Source organism: Microbacterium sp. LWH7-1.2, assembly GCF_038397755.1.
In the GTDB taxonomy this organism is placed as follows: Bacteria; Actinomycetota; Actinomycetes; order Actinomycetales; family Microbacteriaceae; genus Microbacterium.
The window spans coordinates 936858-956409 of sequence record NZ_CP151637.1 but is presented as its reverse complement, the minus strand read 5'-3'; the positions used below and the strand labels follow the sequence as shown (position 1 = coordinate 956409).

General features: G+C 70.3%; 17 protein-coding genes. All 17 read right to left on the bottom strand.

Annotation, left to right across the window (positions count from 1 at the left end; genetic code table 11):
* Position 1: 1 nt before the first annotated feature.
* A complete protein-coding gene (gene pyrF / locus MRBLWH7_RS04550; protein ID WP_341999573.1) occupies positions 2 to 835 on the bottom strand; it encodes an orotidine-5'-phosphate decarboxylase in 834 nt (277 codons plus the stop codon).
* Positions 832 to 4119 carry a carbamoyl-phosphate synthase large subunit gene (carB, locus tag MRBLWH7_RS04545; RefSeq protein WP_341999571.1) on the bottom strand — a complete coding sequence of 1096 codons (3288 nt, stop codon included), beginning with the start codon at positions 4117 to 4119 and terminating at the stop codon, positions 832 to 834. Before carB ends, pyrF begins: the two co-directional genes overlap by 4 nt.
* Positions 4112 to 5302 carry a glutamine-hydrolyzing carbamoyl-phosphate synthase small subunit gene (gene carA, locus MRBLWH7_RS04540; protein WP_341999569.1) on the bottom strand — a complete coding sequence of 397 codons (1191 nt, stop codon included), beginning with the start codon at positions 5300 to 5302 and terminating at the stop codon, positions 4112 to 4114. Before carA ends, carB begins: the two co-directional genes overlap by 8 nt.
* Positions 5299 to 5808, bottom strand: a complete 510-nt coding sequence (locus MRBLWH7_RS04535; RefSeq protein WP_341999567.1) for a hypothetical protein — start codon at positions 5806 to 5808, stop codon at positions 5299 to 5301. Before MRBLWH7_RS04535 ends, carA begins: the two co-directional genes overlap by 4 nt.
* Positions 5805 to 7115 carry a dihydroorotase gene (locus MRBLWH7_RS04530; protein WP_341999565.1) on the bottom strand — a complete coding sequence of 437 codons (1311 nt, stop codon included), beginning with the start codon at positions 7113 to 7115 and terminating at the stop codon, positions 5805 to 5807. Before MRBLWH7_RS04530 ends, MRBLWH7_RS04535 begins: the two co-directional genes overlap by 4 nt.
* Entirely contained in the window at positions 7112 to 8125 is a 1014-nt protein-coding gene (locus tag MRBLWH7_RS04525; RefSeq protein WP_341999563.1) for an aspartate carbamoyltransferase catalytic subunit, read from the bottom strand. Before MRBLWH7_RS04525 ends, MRBLWH7_RS04530 begins: the two co-directional genes overlap by 4 nt.
* Positions 8122 to 8652 (bottom strand): bifunctional pyr operon transcriptional regulator/uracil phosphoribosyltransferase PyrR, encoded by a 531-nt coding sequence (gene pyrR, locus MRBLWH7_RS04520; protein ID WP_341999562.1) that lies wholly within the window; start codon positions 8650 to 8652, stop codon positions 8122 to 8124. Before pyrR ends, MRBLWH7_RS04525 begins: the two co-directional genes overlap by 4 nt.
* 122 nt (positions 8653 to 8774) lie before the next feature.
* Positions 8775 to 9308 carry a DoxX family membrane protein gene (locus MRBLWH7_RS04515; RefSeq protein WP_341999560.1) on the bottom strand — a complete coding sequence of 178 codons (534 nt, stop codon included), beginning with the start codon at positions 9306 to 9308 and terminating at the stop codon, positions 8775 to 8777.
* A gap of 173 nt (positions 9309 to 9481) precedes the next feature.
* On the bottom strand, positions 9482 to 11059 hold the full coding sequence (locus MRBLWH7_RS04510; protein ID WP_341999558.1) for a Rieske 2Fe-2S domain-containing protein: 1578 nt from the start codon (positions 11057 to 11059) through the stop codon (positions 9482 to 9484).
* A gap of 106 nt (positions 11060 to 11165) precedes the next feature.
* Positions 11166 to 14435: a DEAD/DEAH box helicase gene (locus tag MRBLWH7_RS04505; RefSeq protein WP_341999556.1), complete on the bottom strand. Its 3270-nt coding sequence runs from the start codon at positions 14433 to 14435 to the stop codon at positions 11166 to 11168.
* 52 nt (positions 14436 to 14487) lie between these two features.
* Entirely contained in the window at positions 14488 to 14898 is a 411-nt protein-coding gene (nusB, locus tag MRBLWH7_RS04500) for a transcription antitermination factor NusB (protein WP_341999554.1), read from the bottom strand.
* Positions 14899 to 14918: 20 nt separating this feature from the next.
* Complete coding sequence (gene efp / locus MRBLWH7_RS04495; RefSeq protein WP_045302503.1) at positions 14919 to 15479, bottom strand: elongation factor P; 561 nt, start codon at positions 15477 to 15479, stop codon at positions 14919 to 14921.
* Between the two features lie 117 nt (positions 15480 to 15596).
* Positions 15597 to 16055, bottom strand: coding sequence for a type II 3-dehydroquinate dehydratase (aroQ, locus tag MRBLWH7_RS04490; protein WP_341999551.1), 459 nt, complete (start codon positions 16053 to 16055; stop codon positions 15597 to 15599).
* 71 nt (positions 16056 to 16126) lie between these two features.
* Positions 16127 to 16666: a GNAT family N-acetyltransferase gene (locus MRBLWH7_RS04485; protein WP_341999549.1), complete on the bottom strand. Its 540-nt coding sequence runs from the start codon at positions 16664 to 16666 to the stop codon at positions 16127 to 16129.
* Complete coding sequence (gene aroB, locus MRBLWH7_RS04480; RefSeq protein WP_341999547.1) at positions 16663 to 17739, bottom strand: 3-dehydroquinate synthase; 1077 nt, start codon at positions 17737 to 17739, stop codon at positions 16663 to 16665. Before aroB ends, MRBLWH7_RS04485 begins: the two co-directional genes overlap by 4 nt.
* Positions 17736 to 18329 carry a shikimate kinase gene (locus tag MRBLWH7_RS04475; protein WP_341999545.1) on the bottom strand — a complete coding sequence of 198 codons (594 nt, stop codon included), beginning with the start codon at positions 18327 to 18329 and terminating at the stop codon, positions 17736 to 17738. The genes aroB and MRBLWH7_RS04475 overlap by 4 nt, the downstream gene beginning before the upstream one ends.
* Positions 18313 to 19542: a chorismate synthase gene (gene aroC, locus MRBLWH7_RS04470; RefSeq protein WP_341999542.1), complete on the bottom strand. Its 1230-nt coding sequence runs from the start codon at positions 19540 to 19542 to the stop codon at positions 18313 to 18315. Before aroC ends, MRBLWH7_RS04475 begins: the two co-directional genes overlap by 17 nt.
* Positions 19543 to 19552 lie beyond the last annotated feature (10 nt).

Here is a 19552-nt window from a genome sequence, read left to right as displayed (position 1 = left end):
TTCAATCACCACGGTAGAGAAGGGCGCGCTCGGATATGCGCGCGGCGAGCCGGTCGGGTCCGGCAGCCAGGATGCTGCGGCTCTCAGACGCTACCACCGCTTCCTGCAGGACGTCGAAGCGCGCACCGAGATGGTGCGGTTCCGCCCCCTGATGACCGAAGCCCGGCGCGAGGATGGGCGTCACCGGCGCGAACGGCCGAAGGCCGGCGTCCGACCAGTCGACGGTGCCGCCGATCACGAAGCCGAGGCTCCCCCACTCGCCGTCGGGCGTCGCGCGGGCGTTGCGTTCGGAGACCTCGTGGACGATGCCCGCGGAGACCGTCGCGCCGTCGGCGTGGCGGGCGCGCTGCAGCCCGAGCGCCTCGGGGTTGCTCGTCGCGGCGAGCACGAACACGCCCTTGCCGTTGCGCAGTGCGACGTCGAACGTGCCGTCGAGCGCACCTACCCCGAGGAACGGGCTCACCGTGAGCGCGTCGGCCTCGAGCGGCGAGCCGGGTGTGAGCCAGGCCTGCGCGTACGCGTCCATCGTCGTGCCGATGTCGCCGCGCTTGGCGTCCGCGATCACGAGGAGTCCGGCGTCGCGCGCCGCCGCGAGGACGTCCTCGAGGGCGGCGAAGCCGGCCGAGCCGTGAACCTCGAAGAACGAGACCTGCGGTTTGACAACGGCGACCCGGCCCGCGGCGGCCTCGACCACGCGCAGGCCGAACTCGCGCACCCCGGCGGCGGAGGCATCCAGCCCCCACTCGGCCAGCAGGTGCGCGTGCGGATCGATGCCGACGCACAGCTGCCCGTGCGCCGCCATCGCGGCGCGGACGCGTTCTCCGAATGAGGTCATGCAGCTCCCTGTCGATCGGCGGCGTACTCCTGCAGGCTCTTCACGTCGAAGCCCTCGCGCAGCACCGGCAGCGCGCTCACGGCGGCGCCGAGCACCGCCATCGTGGTGAACAGCGCCTTGTCGCCGGCCACCGCCGCGGCGCGGATCTCGTAGCCGTCGGCGCGAGTGGCACCGCCTGACGGCGTGTTCACGACGATGTCGATGTCGCCGGCGTTGATCAGGTCGACGATGTTGGTGCCGCCCGACGCCTGCGTCTCCGAGTATTTCTCGACGACGCGCACGCCGATGCCGTTGCGGGCGAGGATCTCGGCCGTGCCCTCGGTCGCGACCAGATCGAAGCCGAGCTCCTGCAGCCGGTGGGCGGGGAGGATCACGGCGCGCTTGTCGCTGTCGGCGACCGAGATGAACACGGTGCCCGACTGCGGCATGCCGCCGTACGCCGCCTCCTGCGACTTCGCGAACGCGGTCGGGAAGTCGCGGTCGATGCCCATGACCTCGCCGGTCGAGCGCATCTCCGGGCCGAGCACGGAGTCGACGGTCTGACCGTCGCGCGTGCGGAACCGCTTGAAGGGCAGCACGGCCTCCTTGACGGCGACGGGGGCGTCGAGCGGGACGCGAGAGCCGTCCTGCTCGGGCAGCAGCCCCTCGGCCTTCAGCTCCGCGATCGTGACGCCGGCCATGATGCGCGACGCGGCCTTGGCGAGCGGGATGCCGAGCGCCTTCGACACGAAGGGCACGGTGCGGCTCGCGCGGGGGTTCGCCTCGATGACGTAGAGCACGCCGGCCGAGATCGCGAACTGCACGTTGAGCAGGCCCCGCACCCCGACGCCCTCGGCGATGGCGCGCGTGGCCTCGCGGACGCGGTCGATGTCGGTGCGCCCGAGGCTCACCGGGGGCAGCGTGCACGACGAGTCGCCCGAGTGGATGCCGGCCTCCTCGAGGTGCTCCATGACGCCGCCGATGTAGAGCTCCTCGCCGTCGTACAGCGCGTCCACGTCGAGCTCGATCGCGTCGTCGAGGAAGCGGTCGACGAGCAGCGGGAGCCCCGGGCCGATGATCGCCTCGCCCGCGACGCGGACGAAGTAGTCGCGCAGCGCCTCGGTCGAGTAGACGATCTCCATGCCGCGGCCGCCGAGCACGAAGCTCGGGCGCACGAGCACCGGGTAGCCGATCTCCTCGGCGACCGCGACGGCTCCGTCGACGTCGATCGCGGTGCCGTTGCGCGGCGCGACGAGTCCGGCGTCGTCGAGCAGGCGGGAGAAGAGCTCGCGCTCCTCGGCGAGGTCGATCGCGGCGGGCTTGGTGCCGAGGATCGTGTAGCCGGCCTCCTCGATGCCCTTCGCGAGGCCGAGCGGCGTCTGACCGCCGAGCTGGCAGATGACGCCGAGGATCTTCCCCGACTGGGACTCGGCGTGCAGCACCTCGAGGACGTCCTCGAGGGTCAGCGGCTCGAAGTACAGGCGGTCGGACGTGTCGTAGTCGGTCGACACGGTCTCGGGGTTGCAGTTGACCATGACGGTCTCGTAGCCCGCGTCCGACAGGGCGAACGAGGCGTGCACGCACGAGTAGTCGAACTCGACGCCCTGGCCGATGCGGTTCGGGCCCGAGCCGATGATGACGACCTTGGTGCGCTCCGACGGTGTCACCTCGGTCTCGAAGTCGTAGCTCGAGTAGTGGTAGGGCGTGAGCGCGGGGAACTCCCCCGCGCACGTGTCGACGGTCTTGTACACGGGACGGATGCCGAGACCGTGACGGATGCCGCGCACCTGGGCCTCGCTGTCACCGCGCAGCTGCGCGACCTGGGCGTCGCTGAAGCCGTGCTCCTTCGCGATGCGGAGGGTGGCGGCATCCAACTCCCCCGCCTTCGCGACGAACTCGGCGACCTCGTTGATGAGCACGATCTGGTCGAGGAACCACGGATCGATCTTGGTGGCCTCGAAGGCCTGCTCGACCGTGGCGCCCTTGCGCAGCGCCTGCTGCAGCACGACGATGCGCCCGTCGGTCGGCGTCTTCGCGATCTCGAGGAGCTCCTCCACCGAACGGGGCTCATCACCCCAGTGGAAGCTCGAGCCGCGCTTCTCGAGCGAGCGCAGCGCCTTCTGCAGCGCCGTCGCGTAATTGCGGCCGATCGCCATCGCCTCGCCCACCGACTTCATGGTGGTGGTGAGCGTGGTGTCGGCGGCAGGGAACTTCTCGAAGTTGAAGCGCGGCACCTTGACGACGACGTAGTCGAGCGTCGGCTCGAAGCTCGCCGGCGTCACCTTCGTGATGTCGTTCGGGATCTCGTCGAGGCGGTAGCCGATCGCGAGCTTCGCGGCGATCTTCGCGATCGGGAATCCGGTGGCCTTCGACGCGAGCGCCGACGAGCGCGACACGCGGGGGTTCATCTCGATGACGATGATGCGGCCGTTGTTCGGGTCGACGGCGAACTGGATGTTGCACCCGCCGGTGTCCACGCCCACCGCGCGGATGATGTCGATGCCGATGTCGCGCAGCTTCTGGTACTCACGGTCGGTCAGCGTGAGGGCCGGGGCCACCGTGATCGAGTCGCCGGTGTGGACGCCCACGGGGTCGACGTTCTCGATCGAGCAGACGACGACCGTGTTGTCGGCCGTGTCGCGCATGAGCTCGAGCTCGTACTCCTTCCACCCGAGGATCGACTCCTCGAGCAGCACCTCGTTCGTCGGCGAGTCGTGGAGGCCCGCGCCGCCGATGCGGCGGAGGTCCTCCTCGTCGTACGCGAAGCCCGAGCCGAGGCCGCCCATCGTGAACGACGGGCGCACGACGAGCGGGTAGCCGAGCTTCTCGGCGCCGGCCAGCAGTTCGTCCATGGTGTGGCAGATGACGGATGCTGCGACATCGGCGCCCGCCGCGATCACCAGCTCCTTGAAGATCTGGCGGTCCTCGCCCTTGTTGATCGCCTCGAAGTCGGCGCCGATGAGCTCAACGCCGTACTTCTCGAGGATGCCGTTCTTGTGGAGGTCGATCGCCGCGTTGAGCGCGGTCTGCCCGCCGAGGGTCGGCAGGATCGCGTCGGGCTTCTCCTTCGCGATGATCGTCTCGATCACGCGCCAGTTGATGGGCTCGATGTAGGTCGCGTCGGCGAAGTCCGGGTCGGTCATGATCGTGGCCGGGTTGGAGTTGACCAGGATGACGCGCACGCCCTCATCGCGCAGCACGCGGCAGGCCTGCGTGCCCGAGTAGTCGAACTCGCACGCCTGGCCGATGACGATCGGGCCGGATCCGATGACGAGGACGGAGTTGATGTCAGAACGCTTAGGCATCGGTGGGCTTTCCGGTCGTGGAGCGAGCTTGCGAGTCGACACGCGAGAGGTTCGCGACGACGAGGTCGCGGAAGCGGTCGAACAGGTAGTTGGCGTCGTGGGGTCCGGCGGCCGCCTCGGGGTGGTACTGCACCGAGAAGGCCGGGATGTCGAGGGCGCGCAGACCCTCGACCACCTGGTCGTTGAGGCCGACGTGGCTGACCTCGACCTTGCCGTAGCCGTGAGGGCTGTCGAACTGTCCCTCGACGGGCGCGTCGACCGCGAAGCCGTGGTTGTGCGCAGTGATCTCCACGCGGCCGGTGGCCTTGTCGAGCACGGGCTGGTTGATGCCGCGGTGACCGAACGGCAGCTTGTAGGTGCCGAGGCCGAGGGCGCGGCCGAGGAGCTGGTTGCCGAAGCAGATGCCGAAGAACGGCAGACCGTCGTCGAGCACGCCGCGCAGCAGATCCACGTGATCGCCCGATGCCGCCGGGTCGCCGGGGCCGTTCGAGTAGAACACCGCGACCGGGTCGATCGCGCGGATGTCGTCGATGGTGACGTCCTGCGGGAGCACGTGCACGTCGAAGCCGCGGGCGGCCAGGTTGTCGACCGTTGCCTGCTTCACGCCGAGATCGAGCACCGCGAGATTGCCGATGCGCTCGCCCTTGGCCGGGGTGACCTCGGCGGCCGCCACCGACACCTGCGCGGAGAGGTTCTGCCCGGCCATCTCGGGCGCCTCGCGGACGAGGCGCAGCTGCTCGTCGGGATCGATCCGGGCCACCTCGCCGGAGAAGATCCCGCCGCGCATGCTGCCCGCGGAGCGGATGTGGCGCGTGACCGCGCGCGTGTCGATGCCGCTGATGCCGATGACCCCGTCGTTCACGAGCGCGTCGTCCAGGGACTCGTCGGCGCGCCAGTTGGACACCACGCGGGAGGGGTCGCGCACGATGTAGCCCGACACCCAGATGCGTCGCGACTCGGGGTCCTCGTCGTTCATGCCGGTGTTGCCGATGTGGGGCGCCGTCTGCAGCACGATCTGGCCGGCGTACGACGGGTCGGTGAGGGTCTCCTGGTAGCCGGTCATGCCGGTGGCGAAGACCACCTCGCCGATGGTGGTGCCGAGGGCGCCGTAGGCGCGCCCGACGTGGCGGGTCCCGTCCTCGAGCACGAGGACGGCCGGGGCGGTCTGGAACAGGGAGGTCATGCGTCGGTTCCCGTCTGGGTCGGGGGAAGGATGCCCGCCACGGCGTCCGCGAGGGCGCGGGCAGAGGCATCCTGGGGTCGGAGATAGGAGTCGACGACCGTGCCGTCGTCGAGGCGCCAGGCGAGGCGCACGAGGCCGTCGGGCTCGACGACGCGGTCGATCGCGACCGTCGCCTGTGCGACGTCCTCGATGCGGTCGGCCGCGAGGAACACGCGCGGCTTGCCGGTGAGGTCGAGCGCGAGGCCCGCGTCGGTCACCGTCACGTCCGAGCGCGAGCGGAAGGCGAGGCCGCCGAGGGCGAGGCGCTCGAGCGGCTCGCCGTGACGCGTGGTCGCGACGTAGAGCGTCGGGAAGACCGAGAGCGTCGCGGCGCCCGCGGGGATCTCGCCGACAGGCGCGACCAGCGCGGCGTCGCGCCGCGTTCGTCGCCACCAGGCCCACACCAGCACGCCGAGCAGCGCGATGGTGACCGCGACCATGACGCCGAGTGCGGCCTCGCGGGTCATGCGCGCACCCCCGGCGTGTCGAGGAGAGCGCCGTCGGCGACTGTGACCGTGCCCTGGTGCAGCGTCCAGCGGACGTCGCCGGGGAGCTCACGGCCCAGGTACGGCGAGTTCACGCTCCGGCCGCGCAGATCGTCGGTCGTGAAGGTGCGGCGCGGCGACGGGTCGTAGAACGCGAGGGACGCCGGCTGTCCCTCGGTGAGCGGTGTGCCATGACCGGTGAGCCGACCGATGCCGGCGGGCTCGCGCGACATGACGCGCGCGACATCGCCCCACGTGATGAGGCCCGTGTCGACCATCGACTGCTGAACGACGCGCAGGGCGCTCTCGAGTCCGACCATGCCGTTGGCGGCAGCGTGCCACTCGCACGCCTTCGCCTCCGCGGGGTGGGGCGCGTGGTCGGTGGCGACGATGTCGATCGTGCCGTCGGCGAGACCCTCGCGCACGGCGAGCACGTCCTCTTCGCGGCGCAGCGGCGGGTTCACCTTGAAGCGCGCGTCGTAGTCGCGCACCAGCTCGTCGGTGAGGAGCAGGTGGTGCGGCGTGACCTCTGCGGTCACGTTCACGCCGCGGCGCTTGGCCCAGCGGATGATCTCGACCGACCCGGCCGTCGAGAGGTGGCACACGTGCAGGCGGGAGCCGACGTGCTCGGCCAGCAGCACATCGCGGGCGATGATCGACTCCTCGGCGACGGCGGGCCAGCCGGCCAGACCGAGCTCGGCCGACACCGAGCCCTCGTTCATCTGCGCGCCCTCGGTCAGGCGCGGGTCCTGCGCGTGCTGCGCGATGACGCCGTCGAACGCCTTCACGTACTCGAGCGCTCGCCGCATGATGAGCGGGTCCCACACGCAGAAGCCGTCGTCGCTGAAGACGCGCACGCGGGCTCGCGAGTCGGCCATGGCGCCGAGCTCGGCGAGCCGTTCGCCTTTCTGGCCCACCGTGACAGCGCCGATCGGCTGGACGGTGACGTAGCCGGCGGCCTCGCCGAGGGCGAGCTCCTGCTCGACGACGCCGGCGGTGTCGGCGACGGGCGACGTGTTGGGCATCGCGAACACGGCGGTGTACCCGCCGGCCGCGGCGGCGCGCGAACCGGTGAGGATCGTCTCGGATGCCTCGTACCCCGGCTCGCGCAGGTGCGTGTGGAGGTCGACCAGACCGGGCAGCAGCACCAGGCCGTCGACGTCGATCTCGCTTGCGCCGGCGCGGCTGACGCCGGTGCCGATGGCGGTGATGACGCCGTCCTCGACGAGCACGTCGGCGGCCGTCGATCCTTCGACCAATGCTCCGCGGAAGAGAAGGGTCTCGCTCATCGGGTGTTCTCCTTCGCTGTGCCGTCCGGGGCGGGGGTATTCGCCGTGGACGTGGTCTCGGCCGGGGTGCGCTCCGCGCCCGCCAGCAGCAGGTACAGCGCGGCCATGCGCACCGAGACGCCGTTGGCGACCTGCTCGAGCACGGTCGAGCGTGGCGAGTCAGCGGCTTCTGCGGAGATCTCCAGGCCCCGGTTCATGGGTCCGGGGTGCATGACAATGCTATCGGCTCCGAGTGCCTGAAGTCGGCGGGCATCCAGGCCCCAGCGGCGCGAATACTCCCGTTCAGTCGGGAAATACGCCGCGTTCATGCGCTCCAGCTGAATGCGCAGCATCATGAGCGCGTCGGGGCCCTCCGCGATCGCCTGGTCAAGGTCGTACCGCACCTTGACCGGCCAGTTCGTCATGTCCTGGGGCACGAGCGTGGGCGGCGACACCAGGGTGACGCTCGCGCCGAGGGTGTTCAGCAGCCACACGTTCGAGCGTGCGACGCGCGAGTGGAGCACGTCCCCGACGATGGTGACCTTGACCCCGGCGAGATCGCGGCCCCGGCTCTCGCCGCCGAACCGGCGCTTGCGGATGGTGAACGCGTCGAGCAGGGCCTGCGTCGGGTGCTCATGCGTCCCGTCGCCGGCGTTCACGACCCCCGCGCTGATCCACCCGCTGGTGGCGAGGGTGCGCGGGGCTCCGGACGCGCCGTGGCGGATGACGACGGCGTCCGCCCCCATCGCCTGCAGGGTCTGCGCGGTGTCCTGGAGCGACTCCCCCTTCGAGACGCTGGAGCCTTTCGCCGAGAAGTTGATGACGTCCGCCGACAGCCGCTTCGCGGCCGCCTCGAACGAGATCCGGGTGCGCGTCGAATCCTCGAAGAAGAGGTTGACGACGGTCTTGCCGCGCAGCGTGGGAAGCTTCTTGACCTCGCGCTGCTGGGTGTCGGCCATGTCCTCCGCGACGTCGAGGATGCGCAGCGCATCCTCGCGGGCGAGGGTCTGGGTGTCGAGCAGGTGCCTCATGACTCGATCGTCACCTCCTCGACGCCGTCGGTCTCCGCGAGGCGCACGTTCACGCGCTCCTCGCGGGAGCTCGGCAGGTTCTTGCCGACGAAGTCGGGTCGGATGGGCAGCTCGCGGTGGCCGCGATCGACGAGGGTCGCCAGACGCACGGCAGCGGGACGGCCGATGTCCTGGAGGGCATCGAGAGCCGCACGGATGCTGCGCCCCGAGAAGAGCACATCGTCCACCAGGACGACGACCTTTCCGTCGATGCCGCCGGCGGGGATCTGCGTCGGTTGCGGCGCGCGGGTCGGATTGCGGTGGAGGTCGTCGCGGTACATCGTCACGTCGAGCGATCCCACCGGGACCGGGGCGCCGCCGAACTGGGCGACGAGCGCACCCACGCGACGGGCCAGGGTGACGCCGCGAGTGGGGATCCCGAGGAGGACGAGTCCTTCGGGGCCTTTGTTGGACTCGAGGATCTCGTGGGAGATCCGAGTCAGGGCCCGGGCGATGTCGGCCTCGTGCAGCACGGTGCGCGTGCTCATCCGCCGCTCCCTTCTCCGCCTCACAGGACGGTGTTAAAGGTTGCTGTGATCGCCGTCCAGTCTACGACACGGTGAGGGCCGGCCCCGACCCGGGACCGGCCCTCACCGTGCGTGTGACGAGGTCAGCGGCGAGCGGGTCCGCGCAGGACGCGGGATGCCACGACGAGCGCTGCGGCGATCAGCACCACGTTCTTGAAGATGTACTGCCCGGTGAGAGTCGGGCCGACCGGGCCGAAGACCTCGGCGGGCAGCAGCACGATCGGCGACAGGATGCCGACGAACGCGAGGGCGAGCACCACCAGGCCGACGCGGGCGAACACGCCGCCGACGATGAGCAGCACACCCGCGGCGACCTCGATGACGGCGGTGGCGACGAGCGCGGCCTGCCCGCTGACCAGCCCGAAGGTGAGCTTCTCCCACGTGCGGCTGACGAGCTCCTCGACGGGGCTCACGCCCGGGAAGAACTTCAGGGCGCCGAAGACGAGGAAGACGGCGCCGAGCGCGACCCGCAGTGCGGGGATGCTCCAGCGCTGCAGCGACGTCTTCACGGCCGCTTCGGCGCGTGCCTCCCACGTGAGAAGGGCGGTGAACGGGTTCGGACGACCGGTGGAAGCGGGAACGACGCCGCCGGCGCCGTGGATGGGAACGGTGGTCATGGCGTGACTCCTTCGGGTTCTGAAGCCCGCGATCGCGGGCACGGTGATCAGGACTCGAAAAGGTCGCGAGGTGATACGAACAAGCGCAAGTCAGCACCGACCTCACACAAAAGCCGACAGTCGACCGCCGCCTGTTGTGGAGGATCTACAACAAGCGGCGTTCGGGGCGGTTCTCAGGCCGCGGGGCTCGTCGCGGCGCGGTAGAGGTCGTCCTCCACCTGCGACGCACGGATCGGGTGCCCCTGGCTCGTCAGGCACTTGCCGCTCACGAGGTCCCACTTCCAGTCGTGCAACGAGCACGTGAGGACACCGTCTTCGATCTTGCCCGTCTTGGTGAGATCGGCTCGCAGGTGCGGGCAGCGGCGCTGCACGATCCAGTCGCCGAGCTGCGCGTCCTCGGTCTGGTCGGTCTGCTCGGCGTACCAGTTCTCGACGTACTCGATGCGATCTCTCGACAGGCACTTGAGGAACGTCGTCAGGAACTCGTTGAACTTGCCGCTGCGGCCCACCTCGAACTGCATCGACAGGAAGATCGAGTTCGACCAGTCGATCTCGTGGTCGGCGATGTTGGTCGAGACGAGGTCGGCGGGGATCGTGTACCAGTAGATGCACTCTTCGCCCTCGGCGTACTCGCGCACCTTGGCCTTCGGGAAGTCCACGACCATGTCGAGCTCGCCGATGCGGAAGCGCACCACCCCGCCCACGCCGTTGCGGATCGTGCGGGCGCGGCGCAGCAGCGGCTCCCACCATTCCTTGATCGCGGCGAGCATCTCGTCCGGCGGCAGCACCGCGGCGCGCGTCGCCTCCTCGGCGCGCACCTCGTCCTGGCGCGAATCGCGCTGCTCGGCGAGATAGGCCCACTTGTCGTCGAAGATGCGGTCGATCTCGGCCTGGGTGTAGAGCGTCTGCGTCACGGAGATCTCACCGCCGTTCAGCTCCACCACCGTGCCGGGCACGAACTCGTAGCCCTTCTGGTCGGGCCGCAGCTGTGCCATGTGGGTGAGGAACTGGCGCTGGTCGGTGAAGATCGCGTCGTCGTCGATGCCGTAGCCGTTGTACTTGAAGAGTTCCTCGCGCAGGAACATCGGCGGTCCTGCCATGGGGAAGACGTGTTCGGCGTCGACCTTCTCGATGTAGTACATGGCGCGCTTGTTCTGCGCGTCGCGCTTGAGCTTCGCGAAGTTCTGCTTGGCGTCCTGCGGCAGGTCGTAGACCATCGGCCACCAGATGGCGCCCGACACCTGCGTGAAGTACGCCTCCGGCTTCGAGAACGACATCAGCTTCTCGAGGTCGAGCGGATGCGAGTCGTTCTGGTTCAGAATGCTCGCGGTGCCGTCGTCGACGCTCAGCGACGAGTCGCCGATCGGTCCGTCGCTCGGCGCGCGCAGCGGCGTCACCATGATCCTGAGATCGCCGAACTCGAGCGGCACGCCTGCCTGCGTGTAGACGATGTTGTCGTACCCGAGCTTTCGCAGATCCTGCTCGAGGTCGTCCGTCGGGTAATCCGGCAGAAGCACCTTGATGGTCTTCGGCACGTGCTTCTGCATGAGAGCCGGGTCGAAGTGATCGCGGTGGCGGTGGGAGATGTAGAGGAAGTCGGCCTTGCCGTAGGTCGCCCAGTCGAGCGCCCGGTTGTCGGGGAACGGGAACCACGACCCGAAGAAGGTCGGCCCGATCACCGGGTCGCAGAGGATGCTCCCTCCCGCCGTCTCGATGAACATTCCGGCGTGGCCGAGGCCCGTGATGCGCATGGGGGTGCCCTCCTGTCGAACCAGACGAGTCTAGGTGAGGCTCGCTGGCCGCACCGGATCGCCCGCCGTGCAAAACCGGATCCGGCGTGTCGAGGCTGGTGTGGGATCAGTCGTCGAACAGCCCGCGGATGTCGTCTGCGGTGAGTGCCTGCCCGAAGAGCGCGTCGTCGTCCATCACCGACCGGAACAGCCGCGCCTTGCGCTGCTGCAGCGCCATGACCTTCTCCTCGATCGTGCCGTTCGCGATCAGGCGGTACACCATGACGCTGCGGTGCTGGCCGATGCGGTGCGCGCGGTCCACTGCCTGCGCCTCGGCGGCGGGGTTCCACCACGGGTCGAGGAGGAACACGTAGTCCGCCTCGGTGAGCGTGAGTCCGAACCCGCCGGCCTTGAGGCTGATGAGGAACACCGGCGCCTTCCCCCCGCGGAAGGCGGCGACGGCCGCGTCACGGTCGCGCGTCGATCCGTCCAGGTAGGCGTACGGGATGCCGCGTGCCTCGAGCTGCTTCGCCACCAGACCCAGGAACGACGTGAACTGGCTGAACACGAGCGCGCGGTGCCCCTCGGCCAGCGCTTCGTCCAGCTGATCGAAGAGCGCCGAGAGCTTGCTGGGCGCGATGCCCGCGTGCGTGGGATCGACCAGCTCGGGAGCCAGGCTCAGCATGCGCAGCAGCGTGAGCGACCGGAACACGATGAACCGGTTGCGGTCGAGGTCGTCGAGGAGCCCGAGCACCTTCTGGCGCTCGCGCTGAAGCACGGTGTCGTAGAGGGCACGGTGCGCGGCACCCAGTTCGATCCGCACCTCCTGCTCCTGTTTGACGGGGAGGTCCGCGGCCACGAGCTCCTTCGTGCGGCGCAGCACGAGCGGACGGATGCGGCGTCTCAGCCGCGCGAGGCGACCGGCGCGGTATGCGCCGCCCTCCTGGTTCTCGGGCACCTTCCCCTTCTCGATCGGACCGACGTACTCCTCGCGGAATCTGCGGCTCGACGCGAACAGCCCCGGCGCCGTCAGCGAGAGCAGCGCCCACAGCTCCGTGAGGCTGTTCTCGAGCGGCGTGCCGGTGACGGCGAACACCGCGTCCGCCGAGAGGTCGCGCGCGGCACGGTACGCCTTGGTCTGGCTGTTCTTCACGAACTGCGCCTCGTCGAGGATCAGGCCCGCCCAGCCCACCGCCCCGAATTCCCGCTCATCGAGCCGGAGCAGCGTGTACGACGTGACGACGATGTCTGCCGTGGCCGCAGCATCCGTCACCGTCGTCCCGCGCTTCGCGCGCGTCGCGTCGATGACGGCGACCCGCAGGTCCGGGGTGAACCGGGCCGCCTCGCTGCACCAGGTCGACAGCACGGAGGTCGGCGCCACCACGAGGAACGGCCGCTTCTCGCCGTGTTCGCGCGCATGGGCGATGAGCGCGAGCAGCTGGAGCGTCTTTCCGAGTCCCATGTCGTCGGCGAGGATGCCGCCGAGTCGGTGATTCCACAGGAAGGCGAGCCAGTCGTAGCCGACGCGCTGGTACGGCCTCAGCTCGGCGTCGAGACCAGACGGCAGCGGAGCCGGGGGCACGCCGTCGGCGTCGCGCAGCGCCTCGACGGTCGCGCGCCAGGACACCGCCGGCTGCGCCTCGTCGGCGAGGTCCTCGAAGTCCGCCCAGAGAGCGGTCTGGTAGCGGCTGATGCGGGGCCCGGTCTCCCACTCGTCGAGTTCGCCGGCCTCGTCGATGAGGTCGCGCAGGCGCTGCAGCGACGGATGCGACAGCGAGAAGTACGCGCCGTCGCTCAGGAGGATCTTCTTGCGCCCGCGCGAGAGCGCCGTGAACAGCGTGCCGAACGGGATGCGGCGGCCGTCGATCGTCACGACGACGCCGAGGTCGAACCAGTCCGGATCGCTCGTCTCGACCGTGGTGATGTCGATGCGCGGATCCCCGGCGAGTTCGCGGTACTGCGGGCGCTCCCCCGAGATCTCGACGCTCACGTCCACGTCGGCCTCGAGCAGCGGCAGCAGCCGTGACGCGAACTCCGCGGCGTCGAGGCCCGTGAGCGTGTCGGCTGAGGCGAGGTCGACCGGTGCGTGGTCGCGCCACAGCGACTCGACGCGACCGCGGATCGCCGTCTCGGCCGCGGCGTCACGCTCCCCGCCGGTCGAGTCGAGTTCGAGGAGGTCGCCGGCGCCGTAGCGCCACGACAGCGTGTAGACCAGTCGGTGATTCGGCTCGAAGTGCACGCGGGTGACGAGCGCGGGTCGTGGTGGCGGGGCGACGTCCAGCCCGGGCGCGTCGATCTCGACCCGACGGCCGATCCGGGGCAGGTGGTCGCGGACGAACTCCTCGGCCTCGGCGCCCGGCACCACGACCGCTTCCCGCGCCGCGAGGAGCGCGGGGACCGGGTCGGGCAGGGCGACGGCCGCGAGCACGAGGTCGATGCGCTCGCGCTCGAGGGTGAACCGGTAGACGCCGGTGCGTCCGACCGGGCGCAGGGCCGCAGCATCCGTGTGCTCGCCGTCGATCGTAACGACGGGCGCGATCTCGAGCCCGCGACCGGTGCGGAGCGCCTGCACGGCGACCGTCGCCGAAGCCGCGAGGGCGACGGTGGTGGTGCGCTTGGTCGGAACGAGTGGGATGCCGCGATCCGCGGCTGCCGCGAGGTGCGGCCAGAGCAGGCTCGACTCGATGTCATCCAGCGTGAGCCACTCCGAGACGTCGGAGAAGGCGCCGAACGAGCGGACGTCGCGGCCGATGCTGTGCAGCTCGGCGAACCAGCGCGCCTGCGCGGGGTCGAAGGCGGTGGTCGGCCGGCGCAAGGCGTCCCACGAGACTCCGCCCTTGATCCAGGCGTCGGAGCGGCCGGAGCGCTCGAGCGGGCGGAGGCCGACCAGGACGTCGGCGCCGTGCTGGTGCAGGCCCCGGGGCGTCGCGGACTCGACGCGCGCCGGCGCCCATGTCGACGCACCGCGCCGGATGCGCTGCCGGAGCTCGACGCCGAGGGCGAGCGGGGTCCGGGCGCGTTCCGTCGTCGGAGCGGGCGCGAACACGTCGCGCCATGACGATCGGCTCTCCGGCGCCGGGGCGGCGGCGAGGCGATTGCTCGCGAGCAGAGTCGCCACCGTGTGCTTGCAGTCGAACTGCACCGGGCAGGTGCACGACGTCGCCGCGATGGGGTGGTCCACGCGCTGCGGGTCGAGCCGCACGCGGCAGCGGTACGTGCGTCCGCCGCTGCCGGCGACGACCGCCTCGATGACGGAGGCGACCGCGTCCCATTCGACGCGCTCGACGGCGCCGTCGGCGAAGTAGCCGACGCCGCGCTCGTACGTGCCGCTGTCGGCGAACCGGCGGATGTGCCCGGGGTCGACGAACGGAGGGGGTCCGGCGGACGGCGGGGTCACGGCATCCATCCTGCCCGCTCCCGCCGACACCCGGACGGGCGTCCGGTCGTCGTCAGCTCGCGCGGGCGATGCGGGCGAGGACGCCGTGGACGAACGGGCCGGACTCGTCGGACGAGAACTCCTTGACCAGGTCGACCGCCTCGTCGATCGCGACCGCGGTGGGCACCTCGTCGTTGTAGAGGATCTCCCACGCGCCGATGCGCAGCACGGCACGGTCGACCGCGGGCATGCGGGCGAGCGTCCAGTCCTTCGCGAACGTCGTGATCTGCTCGTCGATGGCGTCCTGGTTGTCGATCACTCCGTCGACGATCTCTCGCGCGTACAGCCACGAGGCCTGACGCGCCGGCTCGTTGGCCGCGCGCTTCGCCTCGGCCGCGAGCACCGTCGCGGGTTCGTCGCCGCGCACGTCCGCCTGGAACAGGATGTCGAGCGCGCGCTTGCGCGCCTTCGTACGGGCACTCATCGGTCAGCTGCCCCCGGGCGTCAGTTGACGCGGCCGAGGTAGTCGCCCGTGCGGGTGTCGACCTTCACCTTGGTGCCGGTCTCGACGAACAGCGGGACCTGGATCTCGTAGCCGGTCTCGACGGTAGCGGCCTTGGTGCCGGCCGACGAGCGGTCGCCCTGCAGACCCGGCTCGGTGTACGTGATCTCCAGGACGACGGAGGCCGGCAGCTCGACGTACAGCGGGTTGCCGTTGTTGAGCGCGATCTGCACCTGCTGGTTCTCGAGCAGGAAGTGCGCCGCGTCGCCGACGGTGGCGGCGCCGACATTGATCTGGTCGTAGTCCTCGACGTCCATGAACACGAAGTTGTCGCCGTCGTTGTACAGGTACGTGAAGTCCCGGCGGTCGACATTCTCGATGTCGATCTTCGCGCCGGCGTTGTAGGTGCGGTCGACGACCTTGCCCGAGACGACGTTCTTCAGCTTCGTGCGGACGAAGGCGCCGCCCTTGCCCGGCTTGACGTGCTGGAACTCGATGACGTTCCAGAGCTGGCCGTCGATCGAGAGGACGACGCCGTTCTTGATGTCTGCGGTGGAGGCCATGGGGGTACGAATCCGTTTCGTTGAAGTGCGTGGAGGCGATCGCTGCCCGTGAACGAGCTCACGGGTGGGACCTGCCGACGTTCGATTCTACGGGATGCCTGGTCCTCGGCCGATTCGTCAGCCCTCGGCCTGACCGGCGACGATGTCGATGAGACGCGTGACGGCGGTCGCGTAGCCGGGGACCCCCTCGCCGATCACGTGGACGACGGCGACGTCCGCGACATAGGAGTGGTGGCGGAACTCTTCGCGCGCCATCACATCCGAGATGTGCACCTCCGCCACCGGCAGCGCGACGCCCGACAGGGCGTCGCGGAGCACGACGGAGGTGTGGGTCAGGCCGCCGGGGTTGATGACGATGCCGGCGCAGTCCCGTCGCGCGTCGTGGATCGCGTCGAGGAGAACCCCCTCGTGGTTGCTCTGCACGGCCCGCACCTCGAAGCCGCGCCGGGCGGCAGCATCCGTCGCCACCTGGACGACGTCCGCCAGGGTCGCGGTGCCGTAGATCTCGGGCTCTCGGGTGCCCAGGAGGTTCAGATTGGGGCCGTTGACGAGCAAGAGGCGGCGAGGGGCGGTCATGCTCGCACGATATCAGCGAGGGTGGAGCCGCCGAGACCCCGTCCCGATGCACCGGATGGGGTCTGTCGCGGTCATGGCAACGGGCGGGCCATCACGATCTCAGGACCGATCACACTCGTGAACGTCTCGCCCGTCGGCACGAATCCCGCCCGGCGATACGCCGCCTGGGCGCGGAGGTTCTCCCGGTGCACGTCGAGGCTGAGCCGGGTGAGCCCGAGGGTCGTCACCCACTCCGCCGCGGCGACGAGCAGGAGGTCGATCGCCCCGGTGCCGCGATGGGAGGGGTTGACATAGACCCCGACGACAACCGCCCGGCGGTCGTCGACGAAACGGCCGACGTGGTCGGTCTGCCCACTCGCACGGATGAGCACGGAGAGGCTTCCGACCCAGACGTCGTCGACCACGGCCACGAACTGCGCGGCGGTCTCGCTCTCGGCGGCGAGTTCGGCGCGGTCGCGCCAGAACTGCTCCGGGCGCGCCGCCACCTGCTCGGGCGTCTCGAGGAACGCGATGTTCGCGTCGGGATCGCTCGTCGACTCGAGTCGCAGCTCGCGCACCGCCCGCCACTCGTCGGAGCGGATGCGGCGCACCGCCGTCGTGCTGATGCTCACCCCGCGACCTCCTGGTACGCCGCGAAGAGCAGGGACTCGTCGGGCGCCTGGAGCACGGTGGGCTTGGCGACGTCGTCGAGCACGATGAAACGGAGCATGCCGCCGCGGCTCTTCTTGTCGCGCTGCATCGTCGACAGCAGCTGCGGCCACGCGCCCGGACGGTAGCTGGTCGGCAGGCCCAGCGACTCCAGGATGTCGCGGTGGCGCTGGGCGGCGGCGTCCGGGAGTCGTCCGGCGAGACGCGACAGCTCGGCGGCGAACACCATGCCGACGGAGATCGCGGCGCCGTGGCGCCAGCGGTAGCGCTCGGCGTGCTCGATGGCGTGGCCGAGGGTGTGGCCGTAGTTGAGGATCTCGCGCAGGCCCGCTTCGCGGAGGTCTTCCCCGACGACGCGCGCCTTCATGTCGATCGCGAGCTCGATCGTGCGGCGGAATGCGGCGCTCTGCGGATCGACGGCGTCCTCGGGATCGGCCTCGATCAGTTCCAGGATCTCAGGCGCCCAGATGAAGCCGGCCTTGACGACCTCGGCGTATCCCGCGACCCGCTCGTTGCGCGACAGCGTATCGAGCAGGTCGAGGTCGCAGATCACGGCACGGGGCGCCCAGAACGCGCCGACGAGGTTCTTGCCCTCGGCGGTGTTGACGCCCGTCTTGCCGCCGACGGCGGCGTCGACCATGCCGAGCACGGTGGTCGGCACCTGAACGACCTCGACGCCGCGCAGCCATGTCGCCGCCACGAACCCGGCCAGGTCGGTCACCGCTCCCCCACCGAAGCCCACGACGGCGTCGGTGCGGGTGAAGTCGGCCTTGCCCATCACCTGCCAGCAGAAAGCGGCCACTTCGATGCGCTTGCCCGCCTCGGCGTCCGGGATCTCGGCGAGCAGCACTTCGCGGTCCCCCACGAGCTGTGCGCGCAGCCGTTCGGCCTGCTCGGCGAGCGTCGGCGGGTGGATCACGAGCACCTTGCGTGCGGCGGGCGGGAGCGCGTCGCCGAGGGACGACAGGATGCCGTGGCCCACGGTGATGTCGTAGCTCGCGTCTCCGCTCACGGTGATGGTCGTGGCATCCGTCACTTCGGCTCGCTCCGCTCGCTCAGTACATCGCATGCGGTCTGCTCCTTCTGCTCGCCGCCGATGGGGGCCGACGGGTCGGCGGTGGTGCCCCGCACCCACGCGACCAGGGCGTCGACGACGTCCTGCAGCGGACCGGTGGAGGTGTCGAAGATGATGTCGGCGAGCTCCTCGTAGACGGGCCGGCGCTCTTCGAAGATCGCCGTCCAGCGCTCGATCGCATCGTCGCCCTGCAGCAGCGGCCGGTTCGAGTCGCGGACGCGGCCCGCGACCACCCGCGGCGAGACGGTGAGCAGCACGACGCGGTGCCCGGCCAGGTCGGCGCGCGTCTCGGGGTTCAGCACGGCTCCGCCGCCCAGCGACACGACGCCGCCGGTGGCGAGCCCCTCGACCACGGCCGCACGCTCGGCGGCGCGGAAGTGGGCTTCGCCGTATTCGGCGAAGAGCTGCTCGATCGGTCCGTGATCGCGGACGACCGCGGCGTCGGTGTCGAAGAACGGCACGCCCAGTGCGCGCGCCGCCTTCTTGCCGATGCTGGTCTTGCCGGCCCCCATCGGACCGATCAGCACAACGGCGTCAGAGCGCGAGGTCATGGTCGGTGAGACCGGAGTCGCTTTCCGCCGCACTGCGCAGCGCGTCGGGGATCGCCGCGAGGTAGCCCTCGAGGTTGCGGCGCGTCTCGGCGACGCTGTCGCCGCCGAACTTCTCCAGCACGACGTCGGCGAGCACGACCGCCACCATGGCCTCGGCCACGACGCCCGCGGCGGGAACTGCGCACACGTCGGAGCGCTGGTGGTGGGCGGACGCGGCGTCACCTGTCGCGACGTCCACGGTGCGCAGCGCGCGAGGCACGGTCGCAATGGGCTTCATTCCCGCGCGCACACGCAGCACGGTGCCGGTCGACATGCCGCCCTCGGTGCCGCCCGCCTTGTCGCTCGAGCGGGTGATGCCGTCGCCGGCGACGAAGAGCTCGTCGTGGGCGGCGGAGCCGCGTCGGCGAGTGGTCTCGAAGCCGTCGCCGACCTCGACCCCCTTGATCGCCTGGATGCTCATCAGCGCCTGCGCGAGCTTCGCATCGAGGCGGCGGTCCCAGTGGACGTGGGAGCCGAGCCCCGGCGGCAGCCCGTAGGCCAGCACTTCGACGATGCCGCCGAGGGTGTCGCCGTCCTTGCGGGCATCGTCGACCTCGGCGACCATGGCCGCGCTCGTGGCGGGGTCGAAGCAGCGCAGCGGATCGGCGTCGAGCGTGTCGACATCGTCCGGCGTGGGAAGCGCAGAGCCCTCCGGGACCTGTACGGGGCCGATCGACAGTGTGTGGCTGACGAGGCGGATGCCGAGCTCGGCCAGGAACGCGCGCGCGAGGGCGCCGAGGGCGACGCGGGCAGCGGTCTCGCGGGCGCTCGCGCGCTCGAGGATCGGACGGGCCTCGTCGAAGCCGTACTTCTGCATGCCGACGAGATCCGCGTGCCCCGGGCGAGGACGCGTGAGCGCGGCGCCGCGGCCTCGGGACTTCTCGGTGAGCTCGACGGGCTCGGCGCTCATGACCTCGACCCACTTCGGCCACTCGGTGTTGCCGATGCGCAGTGCGATGGGGCTGCCGAGTGTCGTGCCGTGCACGACGCCGGACGAGATCGTGAGCTCGTCCTCTTCGAACTTCATGCGCGAACCGCGGCCGTAGCCGAGCTTGCGGCGCGCGAGATCCGCCTGGATCGCAGCGCGGGAGACGGGGACGCCCGCAGGCATGCCCTCCATGACGGCGACGAGTTCGGGGCCGTGCGATTCGCCGGCCGTGAGCACGCGGAGCATTGGTCCAGTC

What these genes read in the sequence shown, in the direction of transcription:
- pyrF (WP_341999573.1), bottom strand. Translation starts at nt 835, where the DNA reads ATGACCTCATTCGGAGAACGCGTCCGCGCCGCGATGGCGGCGCACGGG.
- carB (WP_341999571.1), bottom strand. Translation starts at nt 4,119, where the DNA reads ATGCCTAAGCGTTCTGACATCAACTCCGTCCTCGTCATCGGATCCGGC.
- carA (WP_341999569.1), bottom strand. Translation starts at nt 5,302, where the DNA reads ATGACCTCCCTGTTCCAGACCGCCCCGGCCGTCCTCGTGCTCGAGGAC.
- MRBLWH7_RS04535 (WP_341999567.1), bottom strand. Translation starts at nt 5,808, where the DNA reads ATGACCCGCGAGGCCGCACTCGGCGTCATGGTCGCGGTCACCATCGCG.
- MRBLWH7_RS04530 (WP_341999565.1), bottom strand. Translation starts at nt 7,115, where the DNA reads ATGAGCGAGACCCTTCTCTTCCGCGGAGCATTGGTCGAAGGATCGACG.
- MRBLWH7_RS04525 (WP_341999563.1), bottom strand. Translation starts at nt 8,125, where the DNA reads ATGAGGCACCTGCTCGACACCCAGACCCTCGCCCGCGAGGATGCGCTG.
- pyrR (WP_341999562.1), bottom strand. Translation starts at nt 8,652, where the DNA reads ATGAGCACGCGCACCGTGCTGCACGAGGCCGACATCGCCCGGGCCCTG.
- MRBLWH7_RS04515 (WP_341999560.1), bottom strand. Translation starts at nt 9,308, where the DNA reads ATGACCACCGTTCCCATCCACGGCGCCGGCGGCGTCGTTCCCGCTTCC.
- MRBLWH7_RS04510 (WP_341999558.1), bottom strand. Translation starts at nt 11,059, where the DNA reads ATGCGCATCACGGGCCTCGGCCACGCCGGAATGTTCATCGAGACGGCG.
- nusB (WP_341999554.1), bottom strand. Translation starts at nt 14,898, where the DNA reads ATGAGTGCCCGTACGAAGGCGCGCAAGCGCGCGCTCGACATCCTGTTC.
- efp (WP_045302503.1), bottom strand. Translation starts at nt 15,479, where the DNA reads ATGGCCTCCACCGCAGACATCAAGAACGGCGTCGTCCTCTCGATCGAC.
- aroQ (WP_341999551.1), bottom strand. Translation starts at nt 16,055, where the DNA reads ATGACCGCCCCTCGCCGCCTCTTGCTCGTCAACGGCCCCAATCTGAAC.
- MRBLWH7_RS04475 (WP_341999545.1), bottom strand. Translation starts at nt 18,329, where the DNA reads ATGACCTCGCGCTCTGACGCCGTTGTGCTGATCGGTCCGATGGGGGCC.
- aroC (WP_341999542.1), bottom strand. Translation starts at nt 19,542, where the DNA reads ATGCTCCGCGTGCTCACGGCCGGCGAATCGCACGGCCCCGAACTCGTC.